General features: G+C 42.5%; 17 protein-coding genes. 7 read left to right on the top strand and 10 right to left on the bottom strand.

Annotated features, from left to right (window positions below; all coding sequences use genetic code 11):
- Nucleotides 1–621: 621 nt before the first annotated feature.
- Nucleotides 622–2,028 carry a glucuronate isomerase gene (gene uxaC, locus DW640_RS14805; protein ID WP_048692146.1) on the bottom strand — a complete coding sequence of 469 codons (1,407 nt, stop codon included), beginning with the start codon at nucleotides 2,026–2,028 and terminating at the stop codon, nucleotides 622–624.
- Nucleotides 2,029–2,227: 199 nt separating this feature from the next.
- Between uxaC and DW640_RS14800 the strand changes: the two genes are divergently transcribed.
- Nucleotides 2,228–3,295, top strand: coding sequence for a LacI family DNA-binding transcriptional regulator (locus DW640_RS14800; RefSeq protein ID WP_008761511.1), 1,068 nt, complete (start codon nucleotides 2,228–2,230; stop codon nucleotides 3,293–3,295).
- Between the two features lie 26 nt (nucleotides 3,296–3,321).
- Entirely contained in the window at nucleotides 3,322–4,761 is a 1,440-nt protein-coding gene (locus DW640_RS14795) for a tagaturonate reductase (RefSeq protein WP_016267539.1), read from the top strand.
- Between the two features lie 117 nt (nucleotides 4,762–4,878).
- Here the strand turns inward: DW640_RS14795 and DW640_RS14790 are convergent, their stop codons facing one another.
- Nucleotides 4,879–5,412 (bottom strand): FHA domain-containing protein, encoded by a 534-nt coding sequence (locus DW640_RS14790; RefSeq protein WP_011107470.1) that lies wholly within the window; start codon nucleotides 5,410–5,412, stop codon nucleotides 4,879–4,881.
- A 15-nt stretch (nucleotides 5,413–5,427) separates the two neighbouring features.
- Entirely contained in the window at nucleotides 5,428–6,525 is a 1,098-nt protein-coding gene (locus DW640_RS14785; RefSeq protein WP_011107471.1) for an SPOR domain-containing protein, read from the bottom strand.
- Nucleotides 6,526–6,614: 89 nt separating this feature from the next.
- Here DW640_RS14785 and rfbC point away from each other — a divergent pair, with 89 nt between their 5' ends.
- The 3 genes from rfbC to DW640_RS14770 are packed head-to-tail and all read left to right on the top strand — an operon-like array spanning nucleotide 6,615 to nucleotide 9,331.
- Nucleotides 6,615–7,163 carry a dTDP-4-dehydrorhamnose 3,5-epimerase gene (gene rfbC, locus DW640_RS14780; protein ID WP_008761514.1) on the top strand — a complete coding sequence of 183 codons (549 nt, stop codon included), beginning with the start codon at nucleotides 6,615–6,617 and terminating at the stop codon, nucleotides 7,161–7,163.
- A gap of 19 nt (nucleotides 7,164–7,182) precedes the next feature.
- A complete protein-coding gene (locus tag DW640_RS14775) occupies nucleotides 7,183–8,496 on the top strand; it encodes a UDP-glucose/GDP-mannose dehydrogenase family protein (RefSeq protein WP_022472009.1) in 1,314 nt (437 codons plus the stop codon).
- A gap of 37 nt (nucleotides 8,497–8,533) precedes the next feature.
- Nucleotides 8,534–9,331: a DUF4738 domain-containing protein gene (locus tag DW640_RS14770; RefSeq protein WP_011107473.1), complete on the top strand. Its 798-nt coding sequence runs from the start codon at nucleotides 8,534–8,536 to the stop codon at nucleotides 9,329–9,331.
- Between the two features lie 11 nt (nucleotides 9,332–9,342).
- On the opposite strand, the gene DW640_RS14765 is transcribed toward DW640_RS14770, so the two are convergent.
- Complete coding sequence (locus DW640_RS14765; protein ID WP_008765688.1) at nucleotides 9,343–10,611, bottom strand: DEAD/DEAH box helicase; 1,269 nt, start codon at nucleotides 10,609–10,611, stop codon at nucleotides 9,343–9,345.
- Nucleotides 10,612–10,658: 47 nt separating this feature from the next.
- The gene (serB, locus tag DW640_RS14760) at nucleotides 10,659–11,888 is read right to left on the bottom strand and encodes a phosphoserine phosphatase SerB (protein ID WP_008765689.1); all 1,230 of its coding nucleotides are present in this window, start codon (nucleotides 11,886–11,888) and stop codon (nucleotides 10,659–10,661) included.
- Between the two features lie 268 nt (nucleotides 11,889–12,156).
- Between serB and DW640_RS14750 the strand changes: the two genes are divergently transcribed.
- Nucleotides 12,157–12,663 (top strand): thioredoxin family protein, encoded by a 507-nt coding sequence (locus tag DW640_RS14750; RefSeq protein ID WP_016267542.1) that lies wholly within the window; start codon nucleotides 12,157–12,159, stop codon nucleotides 12,661–12,663.
- Nucleotides 12,664–12,841: 178 nt separating this feature from the next.
- Here DW640_RS14750 and DW640_RS14745 read toward each other — a convergent pair whose 3' ends face one another.
- The 3 genes from DW640_RS14745 to lon are packed head-to-tail and all read right to left on the bottom strand — an operon-like array spanning nucleotide 12,842 to nucleotide 17,535.
- Nucleotides 12,842–13,939 (bottom strand): LptF/LptG family permease, encoded by a 1,098-nt coding sequence (locus DW640_RS14745; RefSeq protein ID WP_008761518.1) that lies wholly within the window; start codon nucleotides 13,937–13,939, stop codon nucleotides 12,842–12,844.
- Between the two features lie 3 nt (nucleotides 13,940–13,942).
- A complete protein-coding gene (tgt, locus tag DW640_RS14740) occupies nucleotides 13,943–15,073 on the bottom strand; it encodes a tRNA guanosine(34) transglycosylase Tgt (RefSeq protein ID WP_008761519.1) in 1,131 nt (376 codons plus the stop codon).
- Nucleotides 15,070–17,535: an endopeptidase La gene (lon, locus tag DW640_RS14735; protein WP_117578600.1), complete on the bottom strand. Its 2,466-nt coding sequence runs from the start codon at nucleotides 17,533–17,535 to the stop codon at nucleotides 15,070–15,072. Before lon ends, tgt begins: the two co-directional genes overlap by 4 nt.
- Nucleotides 17,536–17,748: 213 nt before the next feature.
- Here lon and DW640_RS14730 point away from each other — a divergent pair, with 213 nt between their 5' ends.
- Entirely contained in the window at nucleotides 17,749–18,462 is a 714-nt protein-coding gene (locus tag DW640_RS14730) for a tRNA1(Val) (adenine(37)-N6)-methyltransferase (RefSeq protein WP_165938205.1), read from the top strand.
- Between the two features lie 177 nt (nucleotides 18,463–18,639).
- On the opposite strand, the gene DW640_RS23775 is transcribed toward DW640_RS14730, so the two are convergent.
- Complete coding sequence (locus tag DW640_RS23775) at nucleotides 18,640–18,777, bottom strand: hypothetical protein (RefSeq protein ID WP_165938203.1); 138 nt, start codon at nucleotides 18,775–18,777, stop codon at nucleotides 18,640–18,642.
- Between the two features lie 38 nt (nucleotides 18,778–18,815).
- Nucleotides 18,816–19,052: a hypothetical protein gene (locus DW640_RS14725; RefSeq protein ID WP_119200222.1), complete on the bottom strand. Its 237-nt coding sequence runs from the start codon at nucleotides 19,050–19,052 to the stop codon at nucleotides 18,816–18,818.
- Between the last annotated feature and the right edge of the window lie 102 nt (nucleotides 19,053–19,154).

Below are 19,154 nucleotides of genomic sequence, written 5' to 3'. Positions count from 1 at the left end.
ATAAGAACAAGTTTCAGGTACGTGATCCCATCGGTTCATGTACGTGGGCTGATGGGATCACGTGCGTAGTCTGAATGTTTCACGTACGTAAAACGAGAGCATATATCCTGCAAAATGTATTAATCAAGGCTTGTTGATGTATTAAGTATACTGGCTTTAACTATTATACATGCCATCTAAAATGTCTTAGGAGGCCAAAGAAGCATCGTTTAATGCTTTAGCAAATAAAATTTTGTTGTGACTGGGGGGAGAAATAATTGATTAATAGGAATTATAGAAGGTAAAAAGGGGGTAAAATACAATTTTCGGGTCGAAAATCCAGTTCTCTGTGATAAAAAGAAAAAGAAGTTAGTTCCTGTTTAAATGTTGGTAATCAGTGTAGTAGGAGATATGGGTGATAATAGAAGGTGATAAATGAATTCATATAAATTCTATTATCACCTTATTATCACCGCTTATTGTCACCACTATTTTATTGATTACTAACTATTTAACTATAAAAGGTGACAAGTGACAATAGAATCGTATATGAAACTACAGGGAGAGGAGCGTTATTTTAAAAAAATACCGCTGTGGAGCATCGTGCCCCGACAGCGGTATTACTATTTAGTAATTCTTGTTTTAGAATTTGAAGAAGTTCTTGGCATTGTTGTAGCTGATGTCTTCGATCATCTGATTTACTCGATCCATTTCAGATACCGGAATTTCTCCGTTCTCCACATCACGTCCTACCAAATTACATAATGTACGGCGGAAGTATTCATGGCGTGGATAGGAAAGGAATGAACGGGAGTCTGTCAGCATACCTACGAAACGGCTCAAAAGTCCAAGTACTGACAACGCGTTCATTTGTTTTTCCATACCATCTTTCTGGTCGAGGAACCACCATCCGGAACCGAACTGAATCTTGCCGGCTATCGAGCCATCCTGGAAGTTGCCCAGCATAGTGGCAATCACTTCATTGGCGCAAGGATTCAGGTTATAAAGGATTGTCTTGGTCAACTTGCCGTTAACGTTCAGGCGGTCGAGGAATTTAGACATTGCCTTGGCTGTTGTAAATTCGCCGATAGAGTCGAAGCCTGTATCGGGTCCTAACAATTTGAACATCTTCGTATTGTTGTTACGGATAGCACCGTAGTGGAACTGCTGGGTCCATCCTTTTTCCCAGTCCATTTCTCCGAAGATTACCAACATAGCAGACTTGAATTTCAGAATTTCTTCTTTAGTCAATTCAGCTCCGCCATATACCTTATTAAATATAGCTTTGATTTCTGCGTCGGTGTAATCTTCTGCATAGAACTCTTCGATACCGTGGTCGGACAAGCGGCAACCCTGTTCGGCGAAGAAGTCATGACGTTTGCGGAGAGCCGCAATCATATCGTCGAAATTGGAGATTGTCACGCCGCTTACTACAGACAGTTTTTCTACATAAGCGCGGAAGTCGGCAGGAACTTCTACTGCCATTGCCTTGTCTGGGCGCCAGGTAGGCAACATTTTGATTTCAAAACCGCTTTCGCGTGTCTGGATATGATATTCCAGAGAATCAATCGGATCGTCCGTAGTACATACTACTTCCACGTGGTAACGACGCATCATTCCGCGAGCTGAGTATTCCGGCTGAGCCAGCTTCTCGTTACACTCGTCGTAAATCTCGCGTGCAGTCTTCGGGCTTAAAATCTTGTCGATGCCGAAAGCAGTCTTCAATTCCAGGTGTGTCCAATGATACAACGGATTGCGGAAGGTATAAGGAACGGTTTCAGCCCATTTTTCGAACTTTTCCCAGTCTGTGGTATCTTTTCCTGTACAATAGCGTTCGTCTACGCCATTTGTACGCATTGCACGCCATTTGTAATGGTCGCCACCCAACCAGATTTCAGTCAGTGATTTAAACTTGTAGTCGTCAGCTACCATTTGGGGGATTAGATGACAGTGGTAGTCAATAATCGGCATTTTAGCCGCATGCTCGTGATACAACTTTTGTGCAGTTTCTGTCTGCAGCAAGAAGTTTTCATCCATGAAGTTCTTCATTGTTACTGTGTTTTTAGTATATAAAATTATTACTTTCTGCATTTATACCTATATAGTATTGATTTTAAAGCTAATAGGTGTAAATCTTCGTTTTAGTTTTATTAACCGTTATCGAACACAAAAATAGAAAATTTACTTGGAGTAACAAAATAATTCGTATATTTGCAGCGATTATTTATAATATTTAAGTTTTAGCACTATGGAGGACCAGAACTATACCATCAAAGACATTGCCCGTATGGCGGGTGTTTCCGCCGGAACGGTTGACAGAGTGCTGCACAATCGCGGCGACGTATCTCCTCAAAGCAAGGCTAAAGTACAAAAGGTATTGGATGAAATTCACTACCAGCCTAATGTATTTGCTATCGGACTGGCTGCCAAGAAGAAATATTCTTTCGTTTGTCTGATACCTTATTATATAGAGCACGACTACTGGCATTCGGTAGTGGGAGGCATCGAGCGGGCACGTCAGGAATTGCGTCCTTTCAATGTGAGTGTGGATTATCTTTGCTATCATCAGGGGAACAAGGAAAGTTATCTGGAAGTGTGTCGCAGAGTTGAAGAAAGCAATGTCGACGCTGTACTGATCGCTCCGAACTTCAGAAATGAGACATTGGCTTTGACAGACTATCTGCAAGCTAAAAAAATAGCTTATGCATTCATTGACTTCAATATGGAGGAAGCGAACGCACTGACCTATATCGGACAGGACTCTTATAAAAGCGGATACATTGCCGCCAAAATATTAATGCGCAACTATCAGGCCGGCGAGGGGCAGGAGCTGGTTTTGTTCTTGAGCAATAATAAGAACAGTCCGGCAGAAATACAGATGCAACGGCGTTTGGCAGGATTTATGAGCTTTATCACCGAAGAGTATGAAGAGTTGGTGATTCATGAAGTGGTACTGAACAAGTCTAATCAGGAAAATAATCAAAAGACATTGGATGAATTTTTCCGGCTGCATCCGAAAGCTACGTTGGGTGTCGTATTCAATTCCAGAGTTTATCAGCTGGGCGAATATCTCCGTAGTGCGGGACGTAGCATGAAGGGGCTGATAGGATATGACCTTCTGAAAGCAAACGTGGAATTGCTGAAATCCGGTGATGTGCATTATCTGATCGGACAACGTCCGGGGCTGCAGGGATATTGTGGCGTAAAAGCTCTTTGCGACCACGTTGTTTTCAAGAAATCCGTTGAACCGGTAAAGTACATGCCCATCGACATTATGATAAAGGAAAATATTGATTTTTATTTCGAATTTGTATAATATCAACTTTATAAATTACAACTAACATGAAAGCATTAAACAAAGAAACAGCTCCTAAAGTACAACGTCCGGAGCGCATTATCCAATTTGGCGAAGGTAACTTTTTACGTGCATTTGTAGATTGGATTATTTACAACATGAACCAGAAGACTGACTTCAACAGCAGTGTGGTAGTGGTTCAACCGATTGATAAAGGTATGGTCGATATGCTGAATGCACAAGATGATTTGTATCATGTTAACCTTCAAGGATTGGATAAAGGAGAAGTGGTTAACAGCTTGACAATGATTGATGTAATCAGTCGCGCATTGAATCCTTATACGCAGAATGACGAGTTTATGAAGCTGGCTGAACAACCGGAAATGCGCTTTGTTATCTCGAACACTACAGAAGCCGGAATCGCCTTTGATCCGACTTGCAAACTGGAAGATGCTCCCGCTTCATCTTATCCGGGCAAGCTGACTCAATTGCTGTATCATCGTTTTAAAACATTCAACGGTGACAAGACGAAAGGTCTGATCATTTTCCCTTGCGAACTGATCTTCCTGAATGGCCACAAGCTGAAAGAAACGATTTATCAGTATATCGACCTGTGGAATCTTGGCAATGAATTCAAGACTTGGTTTGAGGAAGCTTGCGGAGTATATGCGACATTGGTAGACCGTATCGTTCCGGGATTCCCTCGCAAGGATATTGCTGCTATCAAGGAAAAGATACAGTACGATGATAACCTTGTTGTGCAGGCTGAAATCTTCCACCTGTGGGTAATTGAAGCTCCGCAGGAAGTGGCAAAAGAATTCCCGGCTGATAAGGCAGGGCTGAATGTATTGTTTGTTCCGTCGGAAGCTCCTTATCACGAACGCAAAGTAACTTTGCTCAATGGTCCTCACACGGTTCTTTCTCCGGTAGCATACTTGTCGGGTGTGAATATCGTGCGTGATGCTTGCCAACATGAGGTAATCGGCAAGTATATTCATAAAGTGATGTTTGATGAATTGATGGAGACATTGAATCTTCCGAAAGAGGAACTGAAGAAGTTTGCAGAGGATGTATTGGAACGTTTCAACAATCCATTCGTCGATCATGCGGTAACAAGCATTATGCTTAACTCATTCCCGAAATATGAAACTCGTGATCTTCCGGGATTGAAGACTTATCTGGAACGTAAAGGGGAACTGCCGAAAGGACTGGTACTCGGATTGGCTGCTATTATCACTTATTATAAAGCTGGTGTACGTGCAGACGGGGCTGAAATTGTACCGAACGATGCTCCTGAAATCATGAACTTGCTGAAAGAGCTTTGGGCTACCGGTTGCACGAAGAAGGTTACCGAAGGTGTACTGGCAGCAGAGTTTATCTGGGGCGAAGATTTGAATAAGATTCCGGGACTGGCAGCAGCTGTAAAGGCTGATCTGGATTCTATTCAGGAGAAAGGTATGCTTGAAACGGTAAAGGGTATCCTTTAAGTAAGTAATATCATATAAAAACAGCGTCACTGTTCGTTGTGAATGGTGACGCTGTTTTTATGTGTATATATGATATCAAAGATAGTTCTGATAGAAAGGAGAAAAACAGTTTTCTTTCTATTCAGCTTCAGCTGTATGAAGAATGAATGTGGTAGCTCCGATAGTTACGATTGCTCCGTCTTCCATGCGGACGCGGTCTTTATCTCCCAGAATCTCATTCATGAGAAAGGTACCTGTGAGGCTGGGGGCGTCCCGTAATGTGTAGACAAGCTTTCCCTGTTTGTTACGCTTCACATTAATGATGCAGTGGCGTCTGTCCATACTCATGTCACCGCTTTCGATCGGAGTATTGATAACGGTACCCACGCAACGACGGCCTATCACATTATCACCTTCTTGCAACGGAAGTACTTGTTTGAAACCAAACACGTTTTCAATAACCGTAATATAACCGAATTCTTCTTTATGAACCTCCGCTTCTTCTTCCAGGTTCTCTTCCTTTCTAAGGGCTTTTACTTTGCTTTTTCCGAGACGGATGCTGAATTGTTTGCCACAATGTTCGCATTCGAATACAAGCGATTGACCTTCGCTGTATTTGGTTTCATCAAAAAAAAGGTAATTCTCACATTTAGGACAAAGAACTCGTTTCATGTTTCAAAAGGGGATTTATTTTGCCAGTAACCAGGCATTCTTATAAGTTTCGTTTTTTCTAAGCTCCAGTAGTTGTTTGGTAGCTTCTTCGCGATTTCCGAATGAACGGATGCTGACACGTACTTTGCCATCGCTGTTCAAGGCTTTCGCTTCGGCAAATCCTTTTGCCTTTAATTGTTCTGCCATTGCTTCAGCATCTTTCAGACCGATTCCTCCTGCTACGATAATGTGAAAGGGATGATTGGCCTGTGGCTGAACTGCGGGTGCAACCGGAGTTGTCACTGCGGTCGTAGTCGGTATTGTTGCTGTCGGTGCGGCCGGTGTTGTTTCCTGCTTGGCAACCTTGACTTCTTTGACAGCGATAGGTCTTGAAGTTCTGGCTTTATCTGCGGTAACTTTCTTCGTCTGACCAGTCGCATTCTTTTGATTATGCTTTGTCTCTACAGAAACAGGAGTGACTGCAACTGATTGTTTTTCTATTTGCTCAAAAAGCTCGGCAGGCAGCAGCTGGGCATAATTGTTCTTCTCGACATACGTATTTTCTACAGGAGTAGAGAATGCGAAGAACATAACGATAACGGCAATCATTGCCGCAGCATTACGAAGAAGGGTACGGCTGATGCTGATTTCATACGTTTTCTTTTCTTTCGTCAGACTGGCAGGTACCAGTATTCTTTCTTTTCGCTGCAACGCAGAGAGCTCACGCATCTCAAAAGAATCCAGTCCATATAATGAAGGAGTCGTTATCTTATGATCATAAGGAGTGAATTCGTAGTTTCCGTAAATGTTATAACGGATTTCACCTACGTTTTCCAGATCGGCTTTACCTTCTTCATGAAGAATCTCGACGAATGCGTTCACCTCTTTCTCCACCATACGGGTAGCATCGGCAAAACTGGTGTCATGCGCAGACATATAGGACTGTACCAACACGCCGTCATTCAGTTTAAGCTGAGAATTGAAACCGATGATACGGGTAGGAGGTAAAAAAAGATTTTCTTCTTTTACATAGGTTGCGGGAGCGTAGTGTGCTACGAATCCGCCAAAATTAGGAACGATTACGCAATCGTTCTCTAACAACAGAGCCTCTATGTGTTGTGCTAATTCAATCATAGTGCAAAATTAAGAGATTAATTGAATATATCCCAGAAAACTTCGAAAAAATCACTACTTTTGCATCGTTTTACTTATTACTACTAACGATGAACTATATACAGACAGAAATAGATGGGGTGTGGCTGATAGAACCCAATGTTTATTCTGATGAACGGGGCTACTTTATGGAAGCCTTTAAGAAAGAGGAGTTTGAAGCGAAGATCGGTCCGGTAGACTTTGTGCAGGATAATGAATCGAAATCGTCCTTTGGCGTATTGCGGGGACTGCACTATCAGAAGGGTGAATACAGCCAGGCAAAGTTAGTTCGCGTTCTGAAAGGAAAGGTGCTGGATGTTGCTGTCGATTTGCGCCGGTCGTCACCGACTTTTGGAAAACATGTCAGCGCATTGCTCAGTGAAGAAAATAAAAGGCAGTTTTTTATTCCCCGTGGTTTTGCTCATGGCTTTGTGGTGTTGAGCGAAGAAGCTGTGTTCATGTATAAGGTAGACAATAAATATGCTCCGCAAGCGGAAGCGTCTATAGTATATAATGATGAAACGTTAGGCATCGACTGGATGCTTGGGGAGTCGCAGATGCTTTTGTCGCCCAAGGATAAAGAGGGCATGGCTTTCAGAGATGCTGTATATTTTGAATAAACTCTAACAAACGATAGATATGAAAATAGCGATTGTCGGAACCGGTTATGTTGGTTTGGTAACTGGAACATGTTTTGCTGAAATTGGCGTAAATGTAACTTGTGTAGATACGAATAGCGAGAAAATAGAATCTTTGCAGAAAGGAGTGATTCCGATCTATGAGAATGGATTGGAAGAAATGGTACTTCGCAATGTCAAGGCAAAAAGACTGAAATTCACGACTTCGCTTGAGAGTTGCCTGGACGATGTTGAGGTTATATTTAGTGCAGTCGGTACGCCTCCGGACGAAGATGGCAGTGCTGATTTGAGTTATGTGCTGGAAGTTGCCCGCACCATCGGTCGTAATATGAATCAATATAAATTGGTAGTGACGAAGAGCACGGTTCCTGTAGGTACTGCGCGCAGAGTTCGTGCCGCTATACAGGAAGAACTGGATAAAAGAGGAGTGAACATTGAGTTTGATGTGGCTTCCAATCCGGAATTTCTGAAAGAGGGCAATGCTATCAGCGACTTTATGAGTCCGGACCGTGTAGTGGTAGGAGTGGAGTCTGTTCGTGCGGAGAAACTGATGTCGAAACTCTATAAGCCGTTTTTATTGAATAACTTCCGTGTTATTTTCATGGATATCCCATCGGCTGAAATGACGAAATATGCGGCTAACTCTATGTTGGCAACCCGTATCAGCTTTATGAATGACATCGCGAACTTGTGTGAACTGGTAGGTGCCGACGTAAATATGGTACGTAGCGGTATCGGTTCTGATACTCGTATCGGACGCAAGTTCCTATACCCAGGTATCGGATATGGTGGCTCCTGTTTTCCTAAAGATGTGAAAGCATTGATCAAGACTGCCGAGCAAAACGGGTATACTATGCGTGTACTTCGTGCGGTGGAAGATGTGAATGAGGCGCAGAAAGGAGTCTTGTTTGAAAAACTGATGAAGCAGTTTAATGGTGATTTGAGAGGTAAGACCATCGCCTTGTGGGGATTGGCTTTTAAACCGGAAACGGATGATATGCGTGAGGCTCCGGGATTGGTATTGATCGATAAACTTCTGAAAGCAGGTTGTCAGATACGCGCATACGATCCGGCTGCAATGAATGAGTGTAAACGTCGTATCGGTGATGTTATTTATTACGCCCGCGATATGTATGATGCGGTACTTGATGCTGATGTCCTGATGTTAATTACCGAATGGAAAGAATTCCGTCTGCCTTCATGGGCTGTCATCAAAAAGACTATGAATCAGCAAATTGTGTTGGATGGACGCAATATCTATGATAAAAAAGAAATGGAAGAGCTCGGATTTATTTATTCATGCATTGGTAAATAAGATAATTAGAGTATCTTTATACACAAAATTTAGACAAATGACGAAATATGTAGCGATATCGTTAGTAGCGATCTTGCTCGCAGCATGTAACAGCAGTAAGAATCCGCACTCTTCCTCCGGACAAGAGGAGGATTTGAGTGCGAAAGAACTGCTGCAAGGAATCTGGCTGGATGATGAGACTGAGAGCCCGTTGATGCGTATAGAAGGGGATACCATCTATTATGCAGATTCGCAGAGCGCTCCTATTACATTCAAAATCATACGGGATACTCTTTATACTTATGGCAATGATACTACCTATTATAAGATAGATAAGCAGGGGGAGCATATTTTCTGGTTTCATTCGATTGCAGATAATATGATCAGATTGCATAAATCTGAAGATCCTAATGATTCGTTATCTTTTGTCGGTCAGGAAATGATTATTCCCACCTATACGGAAGTAACGAAGCGCGATAGTATTGTGAACTATAATGGTAGCCGCTATCGTGCTTATGTGTATATCAATCCATCCAAAATGAGGGTGATCAAGACGATATATACTGAAGACGGTATTAGTATGGATAATGTGTACTACGATAATGTGATGCACATTTGTGTGTATGAAGGCAAGAAGAGCCTGTTTGCCAGTGATATTACCAAGCAGATGTTTGAAAGTGTGGTTCCTGCGGATTTCCTGGTGCAGGCAATTTTATCTGATACTAAATTTGTAAAGGTAGACCGGAATGGTTTCCATTATCAGGCTGTTTTATCCATTCCGGAAAGTTCTATTTACAGTATAGCAAATTTGACTGTCAGTTTTAGCGGCAAGTTGACTATTACTCCGACGAAATAGCCAAATGTTTTTTAGTTTCTTGCAGGAGAAGAGGGGCGGTTATTGCCTTTTTTTCCATTGTTGTTATTCCTTTTTCCTCCGAAGCTTCTTCTTTTAGAACTGTCACCTCTCTTATTGTTGTAAGAGCGGGGCTTGTATTCCGGTGCTTCTCCTAATTCGGCGGGAACGGGAATTTTATATATTTCTTTTTCAAGAAAGTTCTCGATGGATTTGAAGTTGCTCTGTTCTTTCTCGCTGATAAAGGTGAGTGCTACTCCGTCATTGTTGGCACGTGCTGTACGTCCGATACGGTGCACATAATCCTCGCTGTCATGGGGGACATCAAAGTTGATAACCAATCGGATGTCGTCAATATCGATACCACGGGCAACGATATCCGTAGCAACCAGAATATTGATTCTTCCGGCTTTAAATTCGTGCATGACCACTTCACGTTGTGCCTGTTCAAGATCCGAATGCATTTCTCCTACATTCAGTTTCATCATTTTCAGAGCCTTTGTTACTTCTTTAACCTTGATTTTGGAGGAAGCGAAAATAATCACACGTTCGGGTACTTCGTCAGTAAAAAGGCTGCGTATGATACCTAGCTTCTGATTCTCGTAACATACATAAGCTGCCTGAATGATTTTATCTGCCGGTCTTGAAACGGCAAGTTTGATTTCCGCCGGATTATTCAGAATTGTTTTTGCCAGTTGCTGTATTTTGGCAGGCATAGTTGCCGAGAACATGATTGTCTGTCGTTCTTTCGGCAAATATTTCACGATTTGCATGATATCTTCGTAGAATCCCATATCAAGCATACGGTCTGCTTCGTCCAGTATAAAATAAGAAACCTTGGAAAGATCTACGTATCCAAGGCTTAAATGGGCTATCAGCCGTCCGGGAGTAGCTATTACTACATCTGCACCTAACGTAAGTCCCTTCTTCTGTTGTTCGAAAAGGATTCCGTCATTTCCACCGTATACGGCAACACTCGATGCGGGCATAAAATAGGAGAAGCCTTCCATTTGCTGGTCGATTTGCTGCGCCAATTCCCGGGTAGGGGACATAATGACACAGTTAATGGCATCTTCGGGATGTCCTCCTTCGGATAACTTATTCAGGATAGGCAGCAGGAATGCTGCTGTTTTACCAGTGCCCGTTTGTGCAACTGCTATCAAATCTTTACCTTCTAGTATGATTGGAATTGCTTGTTCCTGTATAGGCGTGCACTCGTCAAATCGCATGGCGTCAAGCGCATCAAGCACATTTGCATTTAGTTTTAGTTCGGAAAACTTCATTACTTCTTTTTATTTGCCGACAAAGATAAAATAATTTTTGGTCTCAATTACATATTCAAATAAGAATCTTTGAATCCCAGGAAATAGAGCACTCCGTCAAGCCCGATGGTATTGATGGATTGTTTGGCATTTGCCACTACTTTGGGCTTTGCGTGGAAGGCGATTCCCAGTCCGGCGATTCCCAGCATAGGAAGGTCGTTGGCACCGTCTCCAACGGCTATCGTCTGAGCAATATCAACCTTCTCTACCTGAGCGATCAGACGGAGGAGTTCGGCTTTTCGTTTGCCGTCTACTACGTCTCCCAGATAGCGTCCGGTTAATTTGCCGTCTACAATTTCCAATTCGTTCGCATATACGTAATCTATGCCGTATTTCTTTTGCAGATACTGACCGAAATAGGTGAATCCTCCGGAAAGAATAGCAATTTTGTATCCATATTTTTTCAGTACATACATCAGGCGGTCTACTCCTTCCGTAATAGGAAGGCTTTCTGCTATTTCCTGCATGACTGATTCATCCAGTCCTTTTAACAAGGCTACACGACGTGTGAAGCTTTCTGTAAAGTCTATTTCTCCACGCATGGCGCTTTCTGTAATGGCCTTTACTTCATCGCCTACACCTGCACGGATAGCCAGCTCGTCGATTACCTCAGTTTCGATCAAGGTAGAATCCATATCGAAACAGATCAGACGACGCATACGGCGGTACATATTATCTTGCTGGAAAGAAAAGTCCATCTCCTGTTCGCTAGCCAGCTGCATCAGTCGCTCCTGCATGGCGATACGGTCTTTCGGGGTACCGCGTACGGAGAACTCGATACAGGCACGGGTACGGGTATCCGTTTTGTCCTCATCCAAAGGGATACGCCCCGTCAGACGTTTGATGGCATCAATGTTTAAGTCTTGTTCTGCTAGTACGCGGGTAGCGGCAGAGATCTGGCGGGCGGACAGTTTGCGGCCCAATACCGTCAGTATATAGCGGTTTTTCCCCTGCATACCTACCCAGTTCTCATACTGGTCAGTTCCTATCGGTTCGAAACGAATGGTTACTCCCAATGAAGATGCCTTAAACAGCAGCTCCTTCATAATGAATCCGGAATGCCTTTCTTCGCTTCTGAAAAGGATGCCTAACGACAAAGTATTATGGATGTCCGCCTGTCCGATATCAAGGATAGTAGCGTCATACTTGGCAAGTATTTCAGTTACGGAAGCGGTAAGTCCCGGACGATCTTCGCCGGTAACTCGAATCAGAATCAATTCAGTATTTGATGGTTGCATAAGAAAATAGACTTTAACGCTGCAAAAGTAGGGAAAAAAGTTCGTTTTTATGCTAAATAACATAAAAAGTTATACCCCAAAAGTAAGAAAATGGCTTGTTTTTTTGGAAGTTAATTTAATAATTACTTACCTTTGCATCCGGTTTCAAAATTAAAGGCACTGATAATCAGCGGATTCCTCTTCGCCTGATGCCTGAAAAGACAACGTTTCGGGAAGAAACCACTGTTTAAGGACAGTCCCCGGATAGTATTAACTAAAACCGCATTACATGAATTCTTATGTAAAATGGATTTTTGTTGTATTACTGATTTGTTCCTTGACCGCTTTCGTTGAGAAAGACAAACCTACCGGAGGTTTGAGTGAGGGTGACGTAGCCCCTGATTTTAAAATCGAATCTGCGTCGAATGGGCAACCGGCTTTTAAGTTGGGTAATTTGAAAGGTAAATATGTGTTGCTTAGTTTTTGGGCAAGTTATGACGCGCAATCCCGGATGCAAAACGTAAGTTTGAGCAATGTGCTTCGTTCTTCCCGTAATGTGGAAATGGTTTCTGTTTCGTTTGACGAATACCAGTCAATTTTTAAGGAAACCGTTCGTAAGGACCAAATAGTTACGCCCACTTGTTTCGTGGAAACAGAAGGCGAGGACTCCGGATTATTTAAAAAGTACCGTTTGAATCGGGGGTTCACAAACTATTTATTGGATGGAAATGGTGTGATTATAGCCAAAAACATCTCTGCTGCAGATCTTTCTGCTTATGTAAGTGAGGTTGGTTGACAATCTCGAAAAGAGTAAGGAGAAAGAGGGATTTTCCGAATCACCCATTTGGTGATTAAAATGGAGAATAGACAAAAGAGGAAATGGATACAACAAAAAAGTTCCGCCTGTACTTGCTTTCGGCAAGAATAGGCGGAACTTCTATTTTAGATCTCCTTGATCTAAGTTTTATGTTTCCTTATTTAGGTGCTTTCTGATACAGATAGAATGCGATGCCTGCATAGAGGATATTGGGAATCCAGACTGCAATCGCAGGAGGCACGTTACCGTTTATGGCAAAGGTAGAAGTGATTGTCTGGAACAGGATATAAGAGAAGCTAAGCCCTAATCCAATACCCAGATGAAGTCCCATACCACCCTTCGTTTTTCGTGATGAAAGAGAAACCCCGATGATTGTCAGAATAAACGAAGCAAATGACATTGCAATTCGTTTGTGGTACTCAATTTCAAACTCTTTGATATTGGCAAATCCCCGTCGTTTCTGCTTTTCGATATATTCGCTCAGTTCCGGACTGGTCAGCATCTCCTGTTGATTCTTCATGATCAGGAAGTCCGATGGGTCCATATTTATAATAGAGTCGATCCGGTCTCCTTTGGTGATCTTTTCTTTTAGTCCGTCCAGTTCACGTACCATATAGTCGTGAATGGTCCATTTATTGACCGTTGTTGTATCGTAAGTGATACGGCGTGCCGTTAAGTGGGAGACAAGTTTCTTGTCGACAAACTTATCCAATGAAAAGCGGTTGCCGGTTTTCATTCCGTCATTGTAATTATCGATATAGGCTATGACACCACTGTCCACTTCCAACTGCACGTTTCGGACCGAGTTGACTTTCTTGGGTTTGATGTATTTATCTTCAAAGTTCAGACGGGTAACACTACCTTTGGGAATGATGAACGAACTCATCATGAATGTTGCCGCAGCAATGATGGCGGCAGAGATCATATAGGGGCGCATCATTCTTTTGAAACTCATACCGGTGGAGAACATGGCAATGATCTCAGAGTTCTCCGCCAGTTTGGAGGTAAAGAAGATAACGGCGATGAATACGAACAGCGGACTGAACAGATTGGAGAAGTAGGGGATGAAGTTCATGTAGTATTCAAAGATGATCTTGTCCCAAGGGGCTTCATGCTCCATCAGCTTGTCCATCTTCTCGTTGAAGTCGAATACCACCGCAATTGAGATAATCAATGCAATGGCAAATACGTATGTCCCCAAGAATTTCTTGATGATATACCAATCCAGCCGTTTTATTAATCGATTGCTTTTCATTCTTTATAATCTTGTTGACACTCTTTTTACCATCATCGGCTTCCAGGTAGAGAAATCTCCGGCAATGATATGTTTCCGGGCTTCACCTACCAGCCACAGGTAAAATGCCAGATTGTGTATAGAAGCAATTTGCATTGCCAGTAGTTCTTGTGCGTGGAAAAGGTGACGCAAGTACGCTTTGCTGTATAGCGTGTCTACAGCAGAAGCACCGTCTGCCTCGATGGGAGAGAAGTCTGTTTCCCATTTCTTGTTTCGCATATTGATGATACCGTCTTTGGTAAACAGCATGCCATTTCGTCCGTTTCGGGTAGGCATAACACAGTCGAACATATCGACTCCGCGTTCAATACCTTCAAGGATATTTACGGGGGTGCCGACTCCCATCAGATAGCGGGGCTTGTCTTTGGGAAGAATCTCGTTGACAACCTCTATCATCTCGTACATCTTATCTACCGGTTCGCCTACGGCCAAACCGCCGATTGCATTTCCATCCGCTCCTTTGGAGGCGACGAATTCAGCGGATTGCTTACGCAAATCCTGATAAACACATCCTTGCACGATGGGGAAGAGAGACTGGTTGTAGCCGTATTTCGGTTCAGTTTCGTTAAAACGCTGAATACAACGATCAAGCCATCTGTGTGTCAGCCCTAATGACTTTTTGGCATATGCATAATCTGAATCTCCCGGAGGACATTCGTCAAAAGCCATCATGATATCAGCGCCAATGGTACGTTCTATATCCATCACCTTTTCCGGGGTAAAGATATGTTTGCTGCCATCAATGTGCGAGCGGAATTCGGCTCCTTCTTCCCGAAGTTTTCGTATTCCTGCTAATGAGAATACCTGAAAACCACCGCTATCGGTCAGCATAGGGCGATCAAAACCATTGAAGCGATGTAGTCCGCCTGCCTTTTCAATTACGTCTAGTCCCGGACGCAAGTATAAATGATAGGTGTTGCCCAGAATAATCTGTGCCTGGATATCTTCTTTCAGTTCTGTTACATGTACTCCTTTAACAGTGCCCAGTGTTCCCACAGGCATGAAGATAGGTGTTTGTATCTGCCCGTGGTCTGTTGTTATCAGACCTGCACGGGCATTACTTTTAGTGTCTGTATATTGTAACTCAAATGTCATTCCTGGCTGGGTTTCTTTACAGATAAATCAATGGCATCCGCAACTTTTTCGTCTGTCAGCGCAATTGCGAATACTTCTTTTATGTCGTTTACATAGTGGAATTGCAGTCCTTTTAAATATATGTCCTGAATTTCATCTATGTTCTTTTTATTTTCGGCACTCATGATGATTTCTTTGATTCCGGCACGTTTGGCGGCAAGAATCTTCTCTTTGATACCACCGACAGGAAGCACTTTGCCACGGAGAGTGATTTCTCCCGTCATGGCAAGGTTTGCTTTTACCTTTCTTTGGGTGAGAGCAGAAGCTAAAGAAGTAGCCATAGTAATACCTGCCGACGGTCCATCTTTCGGAATAGCACCTTCGGGGACATGGATATGTATATTCCAGTTGTCAAAGATGTCTTCATTCAGATCGAGGATGGAAGCATGTGCTTTGATGTATTCGAGTGCCAGCATAGCTGATTCTTTCATTACATCTCCCAAATTACCTGTTAGTGTAAGACGCGCACCTTTACCACGGCTCAGACTCGTTTCTACAAAGAGTATTTCACCGCCGACGGCAGTCCATGCCAGTCCGGTGACTACGCCTGCATAGTCATTTCCCTGATATTTGTCACGAGTATACTCCGGTGCTCCCAGGTATTCATACAAATCAGTCGGTTTAATTTCTGATTTGGCGAAATAACCGTCTGTTGCATATTGACGGGCAGATTTGCGGAGAATCTTGCCGATTTTCTTTTCCAGTTCACGGACGCCGCTTTCACGGGTATATGATTCGATAATCGCTTCCAAAGTATCTTTCGGAATCTTGATATCCGTCTTTTTAAGTCCGTTTGCTTCCAGTTCTTTCGGCAACAGGTGCTTACGGGCAATTTCAACTTTTTCTTCCGTGATGTATCCGCTGACTTCAATCAGCTCCATACGGTCGAGCAACGGGCCGGGGATCGTATTCAGATTATTGGCGGTTGCAATGAACAGTACTTTGGAAAGGTCATAATCTACATCCAGGAAGTTATCATGGAAAGAGGTATTCTGTTCCGGATCAAGTACTTCCAGCAAAGCTGATGACGGATCGCCTTGACGGTCGGCACTGACTTTGTCGATCTCATCCAGTATAAATACAGGATTAGAGGCTCCTGCCTTAATCAGACTCTTGATGATTCGTCCGGGCATAGCGCCAATATAAGTTTTGCGGTGACCGCGAATTTCTGCTTCATCGTGCACACCACCCAAAGACATACGGACATATTTTCGTTTCAGTGCCGATGCGATGGATTTTCCGAGGGATGTTTTACCAACTCCCGGAGGGCCGTACAAACAGATAATAGGTGATTTCATATCGCCTTTCAGTTTTAATACGGCAAGGTGTTCCAGAATACGTTCTTTTACTTTTTCCAGTCCGTAGTGGTCTTTATTCAACGTCTTTTCTGCATTTTTCAAATTCAGATTGTCTGTTGTATAAACACCCCAAGGCAGGTTGAGCATTGTTTGCAGATAGTTGAGTTGTACGCTGAAGTCCGGTGATTGCGGATGTGTACGTTCCAGTTTCGCCAGTTCCTTCAGGAAAGTATCTCTTACTTCTGCATTCCAGTGCATTTTAACTGCTTTCAGGCGCATTTCTTCAATTTCCTGCTCCTGACCGCTGCCACCCAGTTCATCCTGGATCGTTTTGATCTGTTGTTGGAGGAAGTATTCACGCTGTTGCTGATCGATATCCTCACGGGCACGCATTTGGATGGATGCCTTGATTTCTGCCAGCTGTACTTCGCGATTCAAGATTTCCAATAGATGATAAGTACGCTCTCTTAATGAGTTGATACTTAATAAATCCATCTTCTCATCTTTCTTGAATGGCAGGTTGGCACAAATGAAATTAATGAGGAACATCGGATTACTGATGTTTTTTATAGCAAATGACGAGTCCTGATGCATTTCTGATGATTTGATATAACGCATCGTCAAGTCCTTGCATGTTTCAACCAGGGCTTGAAACTCTTTATCGTCTTTGTTTGGGACATCTTCTTCCAAAAGTTCGACCTCGCCCTTCAGATAAGGGTGTGTATCTACAATATCTTTCAGACGCAGACGTTTCATTCCCTGAAGGATGACTGTTGTTGTCTGGTCAGGCATTTCCAGTACCCGTACAATTCGTCCGACAGTGCCGACATTGTGCAAATCTTCCAGTTTGGGGTCTTCCGTGTGTGCCGATCTCTGGCAAATCACTGCAATATCTTTGTGTTTCTTTTCAGCTTCGCGAACCAGCTTTAATGAAGCCTTTCTGCCTACTGTAATAGGTAAAAATACTCCGGGAAACAACACCATATTACGAAGGGGGAGAACCGGAAGAATATCACCGGATTTTATATTCACATCAAACACATGTTCGTCATTGCCATCATAGTCGGTAATCAGTGAGAAGCCGTTCTCACCAACTTCTTCTTCCAATAAGTATCTTTCTTTCATCTTTTCGTTTTAATTTAGTTTATGTCATACATAATATGCATAAATCGTTTGCAAAGTTAATTGATTCTCTTTAATAATAAAGCACAGTGTGGAATAAAAACACAAAAACAATGCCAAAATATCGGGCGTTAATGGATTTATTCCATAATAATTATTTATTTTTGACGGTTTTCGGCAAAGATCAGTAAAAAACAGGTTTAGATGGCTAATAAGATGGCGAATCCTTTCTTTCAGTTTAAGCAGTTTACAGTATGGCATGACAAATGTGCCATGAAGGTAGGTACGGATGGGGTACTTTTAGGGGCGTGGGCTTCTGTTCAAGGGGCTCATCGAATTTTAGATATTGGAACCGGGACGGGGTTGGTTGCTTTGATGCTGGCTCAACGTAGTCTGCCGGATGCAAATATTGTGGCACTGGAAATAGACGAAGCCGCTGCCGGGCAGGCTAAGGAAAATGTAGCCCGTTCTCCCTGGAAGGATAGGATAGAAGTGGTGAAGCAAGATTTCTTGTCCTATCAGTCTCCGGATAAATTTGATGTGATCGTTTCCAATCCTCCTTACTTTGTGGATTCACTTAGTTGTCCGGACCAACAGAGAAGCATGGCGCGACATAACGATTCTCTGACTTATGAAAAGTTGCTGAAGGGTGTGGCTGATTTATTGAAGAAAGAAGGTACTTTTACAATCGTAATACCGACAGACGTGGCTGACAGGGTGAAGACTGCAGCTTCCGAATATTATTTATATGCAACTCGCCAGCTAAATGTAATAACCAAGCCGGGAGGAACTCCAAAACGGACCTTAATTACTTTTTCTTTTGATAATGGAGGATGTACTGTTGAGGAACTGTTGACTGAAGTAGCCCGTCATCAATATAGTGAAGAGTATAAAGCATTGACCCGTGAATACTATTTGCATTTGAAATAATATTTTTGCACAAATAAAAAAGGAGCTACTTAATGTAACTCCTTTTTCGTCGGGGTAGCGGGATTCGAACCCACGCCTCCCTGCTCCCAAAGCAGTTTGTTTAAGATGGATATTCAGCTACAAATCAATTAATTACAATGATGTGAGCTAACCATTTCAAAGATAGTTCAAAGAACGCTATTTCGAGGGCTTTATTTTAGCCTTTTCTAACTCATAATTCAAGAGTGCTATTTCTTGTTTTTGAGCACTATTTTCCTGTAGTACTTTTCGAAGTTGTTGCCGGAGCAAAGTTATTATTTTGTCTTTTTCTTCCATACCTTATATCTCTTACATTACTACTTTCAAATATGTACTTATGGGAAAACTATAACTTGAACAGATGAATTCTCTTCGCAAAAATCATCACTCCATGTAAACCGTACATTATATTGCTCTTTATAAGAATCGTTCCGATATGAAATATCTACATGTTGTGTAGGCAATAGTTTCGCATAAGGAAAGAAATCATCTTCAACAAAGAAAAAAACTTCTTCATTATCAATTATTTCTATATTTATATTCCTAGCATCAGACAATCCCATATTTTTCATTCTCAATCGCCGAGCTTTTCCTTTCTCTATAGGGTCTAAAATTTCGCAAATGATGGTAATCCCCCGATAAAGTACCCGTATAAAAAAGAATCGCTATAGCAA

This window comes from Bacteroides sp. AM23-12 (assembly GCF_003434395.1).
Lineage (GTDB): Bacteria > Bacteroidota > Bacteroidia > Bacteroidales > Bacteroidaceae > Bacteroides > Bacteroides thetaiotaomicron.
This window is presented reverse-complemented; position numbering and strand designations above follow the sequence as displayed.